The 15,416-nt window shown below is 61.9% G+C and carries 10 protein-coding genes and 1 pseudogene; 6 read left to right on the top strand and 5 right to left on the bottom strand.

The window, feature by feature from the left end; all coding sequences use genetic code 11:
* Positions 1–154: 154 nt before the first annotated feature.
* The 3 genes from HK439_RS06705 to HK439_RS06695 all read left to right on the top strand — a co-directional run bounded on the left by HK439_RS06705 (position 155) and on the right by HK439_RS06695 (position 6,882).
* Positions 155–1,405: a Zn-dependent hydrolase gene (locus HK439_RS06705; protein ID WP_190290618.1), complete on the top strand. Its 1,251-nt coding sequence runs from the start codon at positions 155–157 to the stop codon at positions 1,403–1,405.
* A gap of 1,794 nt (positions 1,406–3,199) precedes the next feature.
* Positions 3,200–6,100 carry a hypothetical protein gene (locus HK439_RS06700; RefSeq protein ID WP_190290617.1) on the top strand — a complete coding sequence of 967 codons (2,901 nt, stop codon included), beginning with the start codon at positions 3,200–3,202 and terminating at the stop codon, positions 6,098–6,100.
* A gap of 314 nt (positions 6,101–6,414) precedes the next feature.
* Positions 6,415–6,882 carry a GFA family protein gene (locus HK439_RS06695; protein ID WP_190290616.1) on the top strand — a complete coding sequence of 156 codons (468 nt, stop codon included), beginning with the start codon at positions 6,415–6,417 and terminating at the stop codon, positions 6,880–6,882.
* Positions 6,883–6,916: 34 nt separating this feature from the next.
* On the opposite strand, the gene HK439_RS06690 is transcribed toward HK439_RS06695, so the two are convergent.
* Both HK439_RS06690 and HK439_RS27230 read right to left on the bottom strand, forming a co-directional pair.
* Positions 6,917–7,543, bottom strand: a complete 627-nt coding sequence (locus HK439_RS06690) for a response regulator transcription factor (RefSeq protein WP_190290615.1) — start codon at positions 7,541–7,543, stop codon at positions 6,917–6,919.
* Complete coding sequence (locus tag HK439_RS27230; protein ID WP_190290614.1) at positions 7,540–8,949, bottom strand: ATP-binding protein; 1,410 nt, start codon at positions 8,947–8,949, stop codon at positions 7,540–7,542. The genes HK439_RS06690 and HK439_RS27230 overlap by 4 nt, the downstream gene beginning before the upstream one ends.
* A gap of 739 nt (positions 8,950–9,688) precedes the next feature.
* On the opposite strand from HK439_RS27230, the gene HK439_RS06680 reads away from it, so the two are divergent.
* The 3 genes and pseudogenes from HK439_RS06680 (at position 9,689) to HK439_RS06670 (ending at position 11,321) form a co-directional block, all read left to right on the top strand.
* Entirely contained in the window at positions 9,689–9,898 is a 210-nt protein-coding gene (locus tag HK439_RS06680) for a cold-shock protein (protein ID WP_190290613.1), read from the top strand.
* A gap of 116 nt (positions 9,899–10,014) precedes the next feature.
* Positions 10,015–10,242: a hypothetical protein gene (locus tag HK439_RS06675; RefSeq protein WP_190290612.1), complete on the top strand. Its 228-nt coding sequence runs from the start codon at positions 10,015–10,017 to the stop codon at positions 10,240–10,242.
* Between the two features lie 41 nt (positions 10,243–10,283).
* Positions 10,284–11,321: pseudogene (locus HK439_RS06670) on the top strand (fatty acid desaturase).
* Between the two features lie 60 nt (positions 11,322–11,381).
* Here the strand turns inward: HK439_RS06670 and HK439_RS06665 are convergent.
* The 3 genes from HK439_RS06665 to HK439_RS06655 all read right to left on the bottom strand — a co-directional run bounded on the left by HK439_RS06665 (position 11,382) and on the right by HK439_RS06655 (position 15,187).
* Complete coding sequence (locus HK439_RS06665) at positions 11,382–12,485, bottom strand: alpha/beta hydrolase (RefSeq protein ID WP_190290611.1); 1,104 nt, start codon at positions 12,483–12,485, stop codon at positions 11,382–11,384.
* A gap of 125 nt (positions 12,486–12,610) precedes the next feature.
* On the bottom strand, positions 12,611–14,377 hold the full coding sequence (locus HK439_RS06660) for an adenylate/guanylate cyclase domain-containing protein (protein ID WP_190290610.1): 1,767 nt from the start codon (positions 14,375–14,377) through the stop codon (positions 12,611–12,613).
* A 102-nt stretch (positions 14,378–14,479) separates the two neighbouring features.
* A complete protein-coding gene (locus tag HK439_RS06655) occupies positions 14,480–15,187 on the bottom strand; it encodes a metal-dependent hydrolase (protein WP_190290609.1) in 708 nt (235 codons plus the stop codon).
* Positions 15,188–15,416 lie beyond the last annotated feature (229 nt).

Below are 15,416 nucleotides of genomic sequence, written 5' to 3'. Positions count from 1 at the left end.
CGACTCTAGCGGCAAATAAGGCCTTAATGGCTGAAAATTAGAGCATCCTGCGTTCGAACAAACGCAGACAGGATGCTCTAACATATTAAAACCGATCAACTATTCCGCTTTCATGCGAGCGCATGTAAGCGGGTTGATCTAGGGAGAAATCCGGATGCAGCGGCTGAATGCCAGCATCAACCTTGACCGCCTCAAATCTCTTCTGGACGGCGTGAACCGCTTCGGTTTCGATCCGGAAACGGGCGGCTATAACCGGCTCGGCTTTTCCAGAGCGGACATCGACTGCCGGTCCTGGTTCGCCGGGCAGATGCGTGACGACGGCCTGGCCGTGTGGAGCGACGGCGCGCTCAACGTTTTCGGCCGTTACGGTCCTGACGACGGCCCCAGCATCATGGCCGGCTCCCATCTCGACACGGTCGCCGACGGCGGCGCCTTCGACGGGGCTCTCGGCGCCTGCGTGGCGCTGGAATGCGTGCGCACCATGAAGGACGCCGGCCTGGAACCGGCAACCGCGATTGAAGTCGCTGCGACGTCCGAAGAAGAAGGCCGCTTCGGCGGCATGCTCGGCTCCCAGGCCATTACCGGCGCACTGACCCGAAACTGGATCGACACCGCCGCCGACGCCTCCGGCCACCGGCTCGCCAACGTCATGACCGCCCAGGGCTTTGACCCCTATGGAATCCTCGGCGCGGCAAGGAGGGGTGAAAGCGTCACGGCCTTCCTCGAACTGCATATCGAACAGGGCCCTGTCCTGGAAAGCGAAGGGCTCCCCATCGGCATCGCCGACCGGGTCTCCGGGGTCTGCTATCTGGAAATGACCTTGAGGGGCGTCGCCAATCATTCGGGCACGACCCCGATGCACCTGCGCGCCGACGCCTTCGCCGGGCTGAGCGAACTGGCGCAGACGATCCCTGCCCTCATCGGCGAAGACGGTACCGACCAGAGCCGGGTCACCATCGGCCATGTCACCCTGTCCCCCAACCAGCCGCATACGATCCCGGGCACCGCCCTGTTCTCGGTGATCCTGCGCGACACGTCAGAGACCGTCATGCGCGCCCTGCGCAAGCGGTTCGAGGAAAATGCCCTCAGGATCGCTACCAGGCACGGACTGGCGCTGCAGACGATCGAACGAAGCTGGCTGCCGCCCGTGCCGCTCGACCCGGATCTGGCCGACCGGCTCGAGACGCTCGCTGCAAACGCAGGCCTCCCCGCCCGCCGCATGCCGTCGGGCGCCGGCCACGATGCCCAGACCATGCAGGCGCTGTGCCCCTCGGGCCTGATCTTCGTTCCCAGCCGCGGCGGCATCAGCCACGCGCCCGGAGAATTCAGCGCCTGGCCCGACATCGAAAAAGGCGCGAACCTCATGCTCCACGCCCTGATCGACCTGAGCGGCGCGGGGGCGTGAGAAGAGCATATATGACGCCGCGCCGCATAAGCGCGGGGTGAATTTCCGGGCGGTTGATCTGGCTCAATTTCTTACGTCTGATCGGGTCCTAATTTTCATCTCGCGATAATGAGGCGAGAGGTCAAGTCAGATTTCCATGTGGCGATTTTTCCTGTTCGGCGCTACCGGAGCGGTCATGCTGGCATGCGCGCCAGTTGACTTGTCGCCATTCACGCCGATCCCTACAGCACTGGCCCAAACAGCGGAAAACAAGGCCGCCGTCGAAGCGCTGTTCATTCCGGTCACGGAAGGGCGTGGGCCCGCAGAACATATCGTCCGTTTCGAGATCTTGCCGGATGCTACCAACTATCGTCTATCCGATGATGCGATCAACGCATTGGGCGAGGCACTTCTGAAAAAGAACCTCGATGCGGAACGCAGGGCTGCAGCAGAGCTTGGCGCCCAGACCTTCGGCGACCATCTGGGAATCAGGTCCGCAATCGGTACGGTTGCCGAACACGCGCTCTGGCTTGACGAGATCTCGTCCGTCAACGAAGTCCTTGCCATTGTCGGATTGGGGGTCGGGTTCGCCCAGGTCGCGCATGATGCGGCGTTGGGCCGGGACGATGCCGCCCTGACCGGCGGGATTAAAACATGGATGAGCTTCGCCATCTCCAAATGGGGCTGGGGGTCGGTTCAGATCGGCGGCGTAGCCATCTTTGTCGTAGACGTCCTTTTGCGAAAATGGCAATCGGGACTGACCGAAATCGCGACTGACGTGTGGACTTGTCACTATCAGGCCTGGTACCGCGAACATCCCCGAAGCGTCGGGCAATGGGACGCAGAAATCTGGAAACTTTATCTCGCCGCAGAAAAAAAGGAGACGGCACGTTCCGCCGCGGGACAGGAGACCAGTCCGTTCACGGGCTATGTCGACAACGTGCTCAACGAATATGTGGCGCGCGCTTTCGCCGACGAACTCCTGCCCAGTTACGGAAACTGCAGCGGTTCATCGATGGGCCTGGACCATGACTTCGTCAAGCAGATCGTCATGGCGGAACACAAGAAGCTTCTGGAGCGTATGCTGGCCACAAAGGTCATGCCCCGGGTCGCGGACCGCCTGTTCCTGCGCAATCTTAAAGCTCAACTCTGGGAGGTCGAGGCCCACCTCAAACCGCGGCTTAACGCGAAAATGCTGCTGGAGGTCACCGCATATGGTTATCCTGCCGGCGCGCGCGTGGTGATGCCGCTGCCGGCCGGCGGCGAATGGTCGGGCAAACTCCGCGCCGATGGGACGTTCCGGGCAGAAGTGACCAAATTCGCCATCCGCAAGGCCGGCTATCCGGAAATGGTCAGGATCGAGACCTCCGAAGGATCGGAAAGTCGCAGGCTTGCCGTATCCGGCAACCACCTGATCGCCCTTTTCGGCACGCCTCAAACCCCGGTGGTTGCCCGCTATACTCTGACCGAACAGTCCGGTTCCTGTCTGCTGACAAGGAAATCCCCCGAAGGAACACGCAAACAGCAGGTCGCCGATGCGCCTGCCCATGCGCCTCAGCCGGTGGATTTCGCCCTTCTTCCCAACGGAAGCTGGGTCTTCGGCCGTTTCGGCATCTCCGCGGGTTGGTCGACAGCGTCACCGGGGCTGACAAGCGGATCGGCCATGACCTTCGGCGCACCTTATTACGACGATATCAGCGGCTTTGACGATTGCGCCATGGGCTTTCTCATGGAGGAGACCGTCGCACAGGGGAAATGCACCGTCCGACGCACCGACTCCAAACAGCTTGCGGATGGGGCATCCCTGGAGCGGACATGTCACGCGCCCGCTCGCCTGAAACTGGCAGGGATATTTGCCTCCGTCGTCACGGGCGACATGCAGTATTACCAGATCGACGGAGCCGAGGGCCGCACGATCGCCAATCTTCTGAAACAGAGCATCCGCAAAGGTGTTGTCGGCGCTCCGGCCGGCCTCCTGCCCGGAACGCCCAGCCCTGCCGGAACCAAGCCATGAAACGCATCCTAATCCCTTTCCTGCTCTTGCCGCTGCTGGACGCAGGTTCCAACGTCCTGGGGCAAACCAGGTCCGACTATGATGCGTTTGGGATCACGGACGATAGCGAGGCGGCGCCACCTCCAGCAGCAGCCGATGCGCCTCGGGAAAAAACGGCCCCTGCCGAGCTTTCAGCCTCCCACGTTGATTCCGGAGCAGCCGAAACGGCCACCAACATCCCGGTGCCATCTGACTGGATCGCCTTCAGCCTGGCAAATGCGACGGCCCATGTACCGCCCGACTGGGCTCTGGTGGAGGACAGGGACAGGTCCAAACTCTATTTCAATGGTGACATGAAAACCCATGCCGGGATGATGTTCGGCCTGTCACTGGACCAGGAAAAACGCCTGGTTCCCAAAGACGCGAAGATCGCCTCCGACCGGCAGGTGCTCATCGGCGGCCTCCCGTTCCGACGGCTGGAGATGTCCTTCAAACTGGATCGCAACACGACCGCCGAGGCAATCGTTCTGATTTCGGCAGACCCGGTCGAAGGCAACGAGCATCTTGTCGCGCATGGCATGGCAATCAATGTTCCTCTTGCTCCCCGCCGGGCCGAAATCGAGCGACTGTTGTCCGGTGTACAGATCGCCGCTACCACGGCTCCAGCGTCCACTCAGGGCACCGCACTCGGCGGGCTCGTCAACTACGACATGCCCGACGATTGGGTCGTAAATGAAGGCGGTTCCGACGATGCCATCAGCTTCTGGCCCAGGATCTACTCCGGCCGCATCTCGTTCTATCGGGGGCATGCGGTGACGGGACCCCAGGGAGCCGAAAGCGAAATTCCGCCGGGCACGGCGGCGAAGAAGGCCGTAATCTTCAATCAATTTTCCGATTTCTACAGCTGGCCGGTCAATTCGCGGGACTTTCAGGTCGGGGCAGCCCTCCTCGGTGGACGCACTGATTATTACCGGTTGCTCGACTGCGTGGACGGCGACCGGGTCGGGATCGCGATTTCCGGCGCTCAAGAGTTTTTTGATGGACCGGACTACGAGGCCGCAATTGCGGCAATCACATTCGATCCGTCCGGAATGCTCGGGTCGTGTGGATCCGGCGATGCATCTGCGGGGCAAAAACCGCCGGTGCAGGCGCAGGCCGCACCCGCCACGGTGCCTGCAGGGTCAACGCCCCAGTTGCAAGCGTTCCGGCCTGCCCCTGAACCGGAGACGCAATCCGGCCCACCCGCGCAGGCGGTTCGGGTATCGGCTATCGATGTCGAAGGCGTCACCTTTTTGCTGCCGGAAGACTGGAAGGCAAGCTACGACAAGCCTGACAACAAGATATTCGAAAGCCCGGACGGCAAATGGTCCCTCCTGGCCTTCTGGTGGTTCCCGGACGAGCCTTTGCTTGGCTATGACGACATCACGGGCGTGGACAACGTGATCATTGACCACGAGCCGGTGACACGGATTTCCCACGTCTTTCCCGGCAACCGCCTTTCCATTCAGAACGTGACGGAACGGGCGCGCGGAGACAAGAAGCGCTTCATCTTCACGCTGGAAGGCACAGATGCGTCCGAAGACGATCTTGCGGCCCTGCACAACTGGTTCATCGCCAGCCTCCACTTGCAGGGAGGCTTTGATCCGGCCAAACGCGTCGAACCGGTTCCAGGTAAACCGGTACCGGGAACCGCTGCAGACGCATCGCCTTCCGTTCCTGCCGTCTCTCCAGACGGAAATGCGGTGGTTGGCGCCGCGCCGCACCGCTTCAGCTTCGCCGATGGATTACAGGGATGGACCGGAGACCATGCGGTCCTTTCGGTGCAGCCCTCCGGCGGTCCCGATGATACGGGTGTACTCGAAGCTTTCTGCGCTGGCGATGGGGTCAATGGTTACATGGTTGCGCCCGACACCCTGCTGGGGGACTGGTCCGCGATCGGCGGCCTTCGGCTTTCGGTCCGCACGGGAACGGGCACCTATGTCGACCCTTATTCCTTCGGCGGACGCGGCGATATCCACATCGAGAGCAACGGCAAATCGGCCTCAATCGCCTTCCCCTCCGTCCCCGGCAGGAACTGGCAAACGGAGGAGGTATCGTTCTTAATGCCGGGTTGGCGCCTTAAGGGGACCACATCGATCGCCGAAATACTGGCCGATGTCACCGCATTGCATATCCGGGTGGAATATCTTTCGGGCGACGCCACAGCCTGGGTGTCCTCCATCGAGTTGCTCCCCGCCAACTCAACTGCGGGCGTTTCGGAAACCTTGCCCGAAGCCCCGGCGGGGTCCCAATCAACAACCGCACCGATCGAGGCCTGGCAACAATATGTCAACGATCGATTCGGCACCCATATCGAGTACCCCTCGGGTCTTTTCCGCGCCCTGCCGCCGCCGCAGAATGGCGACGGTCGAACCTTTGCTGCTCCGGATAAAAATGCGCAATTCTTCGTCTTCGGCCAGTTCAACTACGACAATCTCGACGCCAGGGGCCTGATGGCGCGCGACAGGAGGCTTGGCAACTACGATCAGGTGACCTACTCCAAGGTCGGCCACAGCTACTATGTGCTCTCCGGATACCGCGACGGCGGCATTTTCTATCGAAAAGCCATCATGGACAGAATTGCCGAAACCGTGCACGTGTTCGAGATCACCTATCCGACGGCTGCCCGCGAGGAATTCGACCCGATCGTCCGCCGAATGGCCGAAAGCTTTGGACATCCATAAGTCGCTGGCCGTGCACATTCCGGGGGAGCCCCAGTACCATTCATTCCGACCTTCCGAACTGGAAACCGGTCTTTTCCGGCTGTCCGATGATCTTCGCCCCCAGCCACGCGCCCGGCGAATTCAGCGACTGGCCCGACATCGAAAAAGGCGCGAACCTCATGCTCCATGCCCTGATCGACCTGAGCGGCGCGGGGGCGTAAGTTGAATCGCAGACACGTCTGCGACAGGCTCCTTGATCTCTGGTGCCGGGGAATGCAGACAGGTGGCGTCGTGCTTTCGACTCATCCCCCGGAACTCGAAATGAGGTATGTCCCATGAACAGCCCGCACCCCCCACTTATAGGCACCTGTCGGTGCGGTGACGTCCGTTTCGAGGTTTCCGCACCGCCGGTCATCACCGCGGCATGCCATTGCCGGGGCTGCCAGCGCATGACGTCCAGCGCCTATTCCCTTTCAGCGATTTTTCCTGAGTCTGCGTTCACCATCACCGCAGGAGACCCGGTGAAGCGCGGACTGCAGGGCCCGGATCTGGACCATTTCTTCTGCCCAAGCTGCAAGACATGGATGTTCACGAGGATCCCCGCTCTCGAAGGCCTGATAAACGTGCGCCCCACCCTGCTCGAAGATCCGGCGTGGACCAGACCCTTCATGGAAACCATGACCTCCGAGAAACTTTCCTGGGTCGAAACGCCGGCAAGACACAGTTTTGACGGTTTCCCTCCCCCGGAGGATTTCCCGTCCTTGCTGGAAGACTTCGCCCGGCATCGGGACGAGTACCAATAAGCGCTCGAATGCAAAAAGAGTAGAGCCTGGTGCACTAACTGACCACACCCGCGGAAATGGCGTAGCGGATCAGTTCCGTCGTGCTCTTGGCGCCGAGTTTTCTCTTGATCGCGGAGGACGCGTTGGCCGCCGTCTTGTAGCTGACCCGCAGCGCGTCAGCGATCGACTGGAGATCCTGGCCCTCGCCGAGCAGGCGCAAGACCTGGTGCTCGCGTTCCGTCAGCGTGGACAGGGGGTCGGCGTGGCCGCCGATCTTCGCCGTTGCCACTGCCATGGCCATGTCATGGGGAAGATAGGCCTTGCCCGCTTCCAGGGTCCGGACCGCGTCGAGAAAATCGTCCGGCCCCGAATTCTTGCTCAGATATCCGGAGGCACCGGCGGCAAGCGCCTTGGAAACGAAGGCGGCCTGTTCGTTCATCGAGAAGATCAGGATGCGGGCCGTCGGCGTCCGGCGCAGCAAGGGCTCGATAAGGTTCAGGCCTCCGAGGCCGGGCATGCCGAGATCGAGAACGATCAGGCCGGGCAGATACACCTCTGCGAGGGAGAGCGCGTCCCGATCGGTGAGCGCCTCCAGCACCGGATCGTAGTCCAGCTCGCGCAGCAACTGGCCGCAGCCCAGATGGGTGACCGGATGGTCGTCTATGACGAGTGCAGATTTCATGAGACAGCCCGCAGCTCCAAGGCGTTATCCGGCAGAGACAGGAGAGGCACGCTGGAAATCAGCCGTGTGCCTCCGCCTTCGGCCGAACCGATGGTCAATTGACCGCCGACGGCGTCGATCCGGTCGCGCATGGCAGCCAGGCCGCGTCCCTCGCCCCGGTTGCCGGTCATGCTGTCCGTCAGGACCTCTTTCATACCCACGCCATCGTCTTCGACGGCGAGACGCAGGACCGGACCGGCATCCGCATCCTGTTGTTGCGACAGGGAGGCGGCGATGCGGCCCGGCTGGCCGTGGCGAAGGGCGTTCGTCACCCCCTCCTGGAAAAACCGGTAGACCGTAAGGTCGACGATCTCCGGCGTGTCGGGCAAGGCTTGCGGCAGATCGACCTGCCAGTCGATATCCGGATGGGTCTTGCGGAACGCCTGAAAAAGATCCTGGAGCGCATCGACGAGCGGCAACTGGCCGATGGCCATCGGCCTGAGCGTTGTCAGCAGGCGACTGTTGGAGGCCTGGATCTGCGCGACGATCGACTGGATGGCCGCGGCATTCTCTCCAAGGTCCGGGTCTCCAGCCGTTTCAGCGGCGCGGGCGATTGCGGATGCCTTGACCTTCAGACCGAATAGACAGGGTCCGAACTCGTCATGCAGTTCCATGGCGATGGTGCGCCGCTCGGCGTCGCCGACTTCGACAATACGGCGGTTCAGCCGGGCCCGGTCCGCCTCGGCGCTCTCCAGAGCCTCCGACATCTCGTCAAAGCCCTCGAATATGGGAACAAGATCTGCGCCGGCGCTGCGGCCGAGCCTTGTCGAAAGCTTTCCCTCCCGAAGCCGGGCGAGTGCCCTGCGCAAGGTGTCGAGGGGCCGAAGCGACCGGTTGACCAGCCAGACCAGGACGACCGCCGAGACCGCCGCCGTTGCGGCGACGATCCAGAAAATGCCGGCGACATTGTGCCAGACCTCGGCAATCCCGTCGCCGGGCGCCGGGGTGATCGAGACGTAGCCGTAGCGGGTGCCGTTTAACGCGACCGGGATCCGTATTTCCCTGAAGCCGGGCTTCACCAACCGCACGAACCAGCCCGGAACGGCATCCTCAGGCCCCGCCGCATCGACTTCGCGCAGCGGCAGAAGACCGCGGCGCGCGTCGACGAGGGAAAGAGTGACGTGCCGCGGTTCCACCAGGGTGTCGGCAAGGCGCGGCAGAACTTCGGAAGGTGCGACCTGCTGAAGGGCATAGCCGAGGCTTGCCAGCACGAGCGCCCGTGCGCTTTTCGCGCCCGACTCGACCTCCACCCTGACCGCATCCCGCGCGTTGATCACGAGAAATGTCGTCGTCAGGGACAACGCGATCAGGTGAACCAGGCATATGCAAAGCACGACCTGGTGCTGCAGATGCATCCGTCCGAACACGACTTCCTCCTCAACCTTGGCCAGAGATCGTAGCTCCGGGAACGGGATCCGTCGATGAAAGAACGGACATCCGGGAACATTTGGCAACCAATTTGCCAAATGTTCCCAACGCCTTTTGGGAAGCACGGCGCATGGGGCAAATGCTAGGCTGCGTTTCGAAAGGTGGGAAGGAGCCGGGAAACAGACCGATCGACACGAAGCGGACCGTTCCGGAATGCGGGCACGCTGCCTCGAATAGGGACCTGATTATCCAACCTCCTGATGTTTGCGGCCAAGCTCCCGGCCCCGGCATCAGATAGTCGGGTCACTGTCCTTCGGGCTGGCATTGCCCCGCTCCTTCCCCTTTCCCGGCCGGGCCTCGATCCGGCCGAGGCCGATGAATTCCTGGCCCGACACTGAAGAAGGCGCGAAGCTGCATCCGTAACCGGAGGCAGGGCAAGACCGGGAAGACCTGGTGTACCGGTATCGGCGGCCAAGTCTTCCTGGCACCCTGCATCTGGAAACCTGTTTTTCTTTCCGGGAGAAGTTTCTCCAAACTATAAATCGAACTTTTTCAAAAATGCCTTGTTTCCAACATGATCCTGACCTAGATAACCGCCCATCGATATTGTTTGACGAACTTTGTGACAAAGCGGCTCACGCCGCCCGAAACGATCTTCCCTATCAACGTCGACCTAACCGCACGCGCGCGCGAAACGCGGGAGTGCAAACTATCATGACCGATTGAAAGGAAATCGTTATGACCATCGGAACCGTGAAGTTCTTCAATTCCACCAAAGGCTTCGGCTTCATTCAGCCGGACGACGGCGGCGCGGACGTTTTCGTCCATGTGACTGCTGTCGAACGCGCCGGCATTCCGCCGATCACGGAAGGCCAGAAGCTGAGCTTCGAAGTTGTCCAGGACAAGCGCTCGGGCAAGTCGGCTGCCGACAACCTGCAGCTCGTCTGACGCCTGTTCCCGGTTCCAGACCGGGACTATCCAGGCACATTTCACCTAGGTGAACAGAAAGGCCGGGTCCCAACCCGGCCTTTTTTGCTTATATCGGTTTGGAAGGACAGAATGCCATGACCAAGGAGATCCGCTTCCAGTCAATCCGGCAGACTGCGGAAGCCAGGGCCGAAACCACCAAACGCGTCGCCAAGGAAATTGTGCAGACAGAGGCTGACGCCCGGAACGCCAAGACCCAAAGGCTCAAGGCAGCCCGCCTGGACATGCTTGCGCGGGAAACCGAAGCCGCAAAAACCGGACCCAAAGCCGACAACCACGGAAAATCGGCCGCATCCGAGGACTGAGGCCAGGCTCTGCGGAGTCTATTGCCTCCATTACAGATGGAATGGATTTGAAAACATCGACTGCCACACACACCGCGGTGACGGAAAGCGAACGCTCCTGGGTGCAGGTCCTCGCACGGTACCGGAAACCGAGCCCTCTCAGAAGCACGGTCGAGATAGCCGTAACGGTTCTCTCATTCGCCGCCCTGTGGGCTCTGGCCGCCGTTGCCATCGTCCACGACCACTGGTGGGGGCTCCTATTCACCATTCCCGCCGCCGGCTTTCTGGTCCGCCTGTTCATCCTGCAGCACGACTTCGGCCACGGCACCCTTTTCGAACGGCGGAGCCTCAATGACTGGATCGGCCGGATCATCGGCGTCTTCACCCTCACGCCCTATGACTACTGGCGCCGCACCCATGCGGTTCACCATGCCTCGGCCGGTAATCTGGACCGGCGCGGGGTCGGCGACGTCGATACGCTGACGGTACGCGAATATCGCGCCCTGCCCTGGTGGGGTCGCATACGTTACTGGCTCTACCGCCATCCGCTGATCCTGTTCGGCTTCGGTCCCGCCTGGCTGTTTGTCTGCCAGTACCGGCTGCCTTTCGGCCTGATGCGCGCCGGCACCCAGCCCTGGATCTCGACCCTCGCCACCAATCTCGGCATCGCCCTTCCGGTCGTGCTCATGATGTGGCTTGTCGGCATCGGTCCGTTTCTGCTGGTGCAGCTTCCGATCACCTGGATGGCGGCCAGCGCGGGGGTCTGGCTGTTCTACATCCAGCATCAGTTCGAGGAAACGCACTGGTCCGGGGATGGTGACTGGGACTTCCAGCACGCCGCACTCCACGGCAGCTCGCATTACGACCTTCCCTTTCCGCTACGCTGAATCACCGGTAACATCGGCATCCATCACATTCATCACCTGGCGGCCAAAATTCCATTTTATCGCCTCCCGGAAGTGCTGCGCGATCATCCCGAACTGCGCGATGTCGGCCGCATCACCCTTTTGCAGAGCCTGAGATGCGTGAAGCTCGTCCTGTGGGACGAAAACGCCGGACGGCTTGTATCCTTCCGGCAGGCGCGCGCAGCCGAAATTTGAAGACGGGCGCCTGACGTCAACTCCGGGATCCCCGAAAGCAACCGCCTTCGGCCCGCAAAATCACGCGGGCGAGAGCCGCCAGCTTCTCCCCGGCCGCAGAACCTGCCGTCCCGGGCGCCCGTCCTGGGGCTGGTCCGCAAGGGTCGCCTGCACATCGCGGATGGCCTCGTCGCGCAGGCGGTAATACTGGTGCCGGCCCTGGGTGAATTCGGTCTCGCTGATCTTGTGGCAATCGATGGCGAACACGCGCTCGCCCACCCGGTCCAGGTTCTTCGGCCCGTCGGAGCCGAGCCGGTCCGGCAGGCCTTTCGTGGTGTCCGAGATCGTCAGGGCGACATCGTTGGAGGCGTGATAGACGAAGATGCGGTTGGCCAGTTCGTCCAGCCGCTCCAGTTTCATGCGCTCCTGCATCGCGTCATTGTCCTCGTCCGCCGCCATCAGGAAGGTGCAATCGATCACACGGTCGATCTTGCCCGCGTTGAGTTCGGCGTATTTGCGCAGGGCATGACGCAGCGCCCAGTTGCCCATGGAATGAGCCAGGATATGAAGCCGCCGGGTACACTGGACCAGCGCCTCGCGATCGGGAACCCCGCCCGCCCGGCGCGCTTCAAGTATGGTCTTTTGGTCCTGCCGGCGCATTTCCTTCAGGAATTCCACCAGCCGCATCAGGGCTCGGCCCATGGCGAGGCCGGAAGCTTCCGCGTCTTCCCGGTCGGAAAAATAGTTCCAGGCCGGCTGCACCTTGCCGTTCGAAGGCCAGGAGAACAGGAACACCACCACCGGCTGCTCGGGCGTGCTGTATAGTTCCTGCAGGGCCGCCGCCCGGCGCACGGAGTTCTGGAACGAATTGGCGAAGCCATGGATGTAGGCGATGACGTCGGTTTCCTGCTGCTTCAGGAGCTGGCGCATCTCGTCGAACAGCCTCTGGGAGCCGAGCTTGGCACCATCCCGCGGACGACTGTCCAGCTTCTCGGGAAACAGCCGCGTCTCGCCGACACTCCAGCTGTCGTCGTCCTTCGGATCGTCGCCGCTTCGACTGACGTCCGCCGCACCGACGCGGAAGCACTGCGGCCCGTCCGCGTTGAACCGGTCGCCGAATATGTTGCCTGTGGCCGAGGTTTCGTGTTTGACGTCGCGGTTGCTGGCGAAAAATATTTTGGTCATATCAGTTCCTCACCTTAACTTTTAAATTGTATTTGTATTTTTTACCATAAAAGGTAGAAATACCGAAGGCGGGAATCCGATCGAATGACCTTTGGCCGCGCAGCGCGGCAAGGAACAGGGAAAGATCAGCGTGTAAGCGGCTTCAGGCGGAAGATCGGGATCAGACCCGCCGACTTGGCGAGTTCCACCATGCCCATGTATTCGCTCTGCACCGTCCGCTCGCCGGAAAGGGCAAGCGCGCCCGCGCAGGCCTCGGTCGCATAGATGCTGTTTGCCGGCACGATCGGCTCGATCCGGGAGGCCTTTGAGATTTCCGCGCCCACATAGGTGGTCCTGCCTGTAAGCGGATCCTCGATCCGGGCCATGGGCGCCACGTGAAGGCCGATCCGGATCGGCAGACGCCCGGTTTCCGCCTTACCCGGAACGGACAGCGCCTCCAGGATCTCCTGGGCCAGTCGCGCCGCCGCCTCCACCGTATCGATCACGAGAAATATCCCGTCGCCCCAGGTATTGCGGCAACGGATACTGGCTTCGTGCCGGACCGCCACATCGGCGACCACCGCCAGGCTGTGGGACAGAAACGGCCCGATTTCTGCCTCGGTCAGCTTGCTGAAACCGGCAAAATCCGCGAACAGGACGGCCCGGATCTCGCGGTCGTCGTCCCCGGAGACGGGTTGCACGTCCGGCAAGCCGTCAGGCGGAACAAGGTCCCCTCGGGTGGAAAGGATCGTCTGCGGCCGGGACAGACCGTGCCAGACCAGAATGTCGTCCAGCGTGCCGCCCGGCTTTCTGGCAGACGTCCCGTTCCAGACCGCGAGCTGATGCAGGTCCGCGTCGGTCGCCTTCGCCTGCAGGGCCGCCACGCCTCTTGTATAGGCGCTGCAATAGCGGAAACTGGCGCCGTCGGCCGGCTGCCCGCCGGATGCGGCGAACGAGACGCTTTTGGCGGCCGCCAGGCAGGCATCGAAGCGTTCCCGCCAGGTTCCGCCGAACGGCAGAACCGATGCGGCAAGGAATTCCTCGACCTCGAACGGCAGAATGACGTGCAGCTCGACACCGGCGGCGATCATCGCTTCCGCCGCAAGAATATCGACACCGGCTGCAAGCGCACCGTAGGCCGTCTCCACCTGCTTTTCGGCTAGGAATTCCCCGATCCGCTGCTTCAGGACGGCCTCGGCGCCCCTGTCGAGATCCCGCCAGGGCATGTGCCCGAGATAGCGGACGATCGGACCGCGCGCCAGTGGCGCCAGGATATCTTCATCAATCCCGAGAACCTCACAGGTCTTCTTCAACTGCCGCCGCGTGGTTGCCATTTCGGCCCGGCCTGCCCCCAGGTCCGCGGCCCTCGCCAGCGCTTCTGTCGTCTTCTCCGTCTGCCTCAGGAGGAGAAAGGCCTCCGCCAGGGTTGCGAGCGAATAGTAGTCGGTCTTGTCCGCGCATGCGGTGATGCAATCGCGGGCCAGACCTTCCGCCTTCTCCATCTCGCCGATCCAGCAGTAAAGTGCCGCCGCATTGATGGCCGGATAGGCATCTCCGGTCTGTTGAAAGACCGCCAGATAAGCGTCCGCCGATGCCTGGAAATGGGCCCGCGCGTCGCGGTCCTGCGCCTGCAGGCCCAGATCCTTGTGCAGGCGGGCCCAAAGCGCACCGATATCGATCTTCAGCCTGGGATCGTCGACGGAAAGCCCCTTCAGGCCGAGATCCTCGTAAAGCTCGATCGCCCGCTCCGTCGCCCCGGCCCGCGCGATTGCCAGGACGGCATTGTAGCTCAGCTCCGGATCGGCCGGAAATTGCCGGAGGCCGGAAACCGCCTCGTCATGGGCTGCCAGAAGGCGGCCCGTCGCCATGGCCGATTTCACCCGCGCGAGAATTTCCGCCAACCGCTCAGTCACGTTTAAACTGCTTCCATGAATTCGTTTTTGAAAAAGGATGGCCGCCGCCCTGAAAGACTCAAGGCGGCGGCAAGCCGTGTTGATGCACGATCCGGTTTGGCCTCAGGCCTCGACGGTCCCGCCCGGCTGCGGCAGCTTGACCTTTGAGGCAGATGCGCCCAGCGCGCCGATGAAGGTGTCGGCGTTCTGGTCCAGGATCGGGAAGGTGCCGTAGTGGCACGGTATGATGGTGTCGAAATCGAAAAAGCGGTTGCAGGCGAGCGCCGCGCTCTTGCCGCCCATGGTGAACCGGTCGCCCACCGGCACGATGCCGACCTTGGGTCCGTAGATCTCGTTGACCAGGGCCATGTCGGAAAAGATATCCGTGTCGCCCATGTGATAGAGCACCGGCTCGTTCGGGGCGGCCACGATCAGCCCGTGCGGATTGCCCATGTATTTGAACCCCTCCCCGTCGGCGGCGGAGGCCGACGAATGATGCGCCACGGTCAGACCCACCTTGAACGGCCCCACATCGAGGAACCCGCCGGAATTCATCGGATTGATGTTGTCCACACCCTTGCCGTTGGCCCACATGCAGATCTCGTAATTGGCGGTCAGCTGCGCGCCCGTCTTCTTGCAGATATCGAGGCTGTCGCCGATATGGTCGTCGTGCCCGTGGGTCAGAAGCACGTGGGTCACGCCTTCCGCCACCCGATCGACGCTGAGGTTTTCGGGGAATTTCGGATTGCCGGTGAAAAACGGATCGATCAGGATCGACGCGCCCGCAATCTCCACCTTGAACGCGGAATGACCGTACCAGGTTAGTTTCATCTCCAGGTGCCTCCTCGTTGGTTTGGTCCGTTCCGGCACCATGGCCGATCCGGGACCTGAAAATCCAATGAAAATTAGTCAATTATTCCCGTCTGAGTAATGACGGCGGAAGATTTGGCGAAGCCCCCGGTCTTCGGATCGCTCAAATTGCTCGGACCTCCTTTAACCTTTGTTCAACACAATAGGAATTTCCCGTCTGAGTTAAGGAAAATCCGCAACACACGCGGCA

The organism is Roseibium aggregatum (assembly GCF_014692675.1).
Taxonomy (GTDB): Bacteria; Pseudomonadota; Alphaproteobacteria; order Rhizobiales; family Stappiaceae; genus Roseibium; species Roseibium aggregatum_C.
Note: the sequence above shows the minus strand (reverse complement) of the source record. Positions and strands in the feature narration are given on the sequence as shown.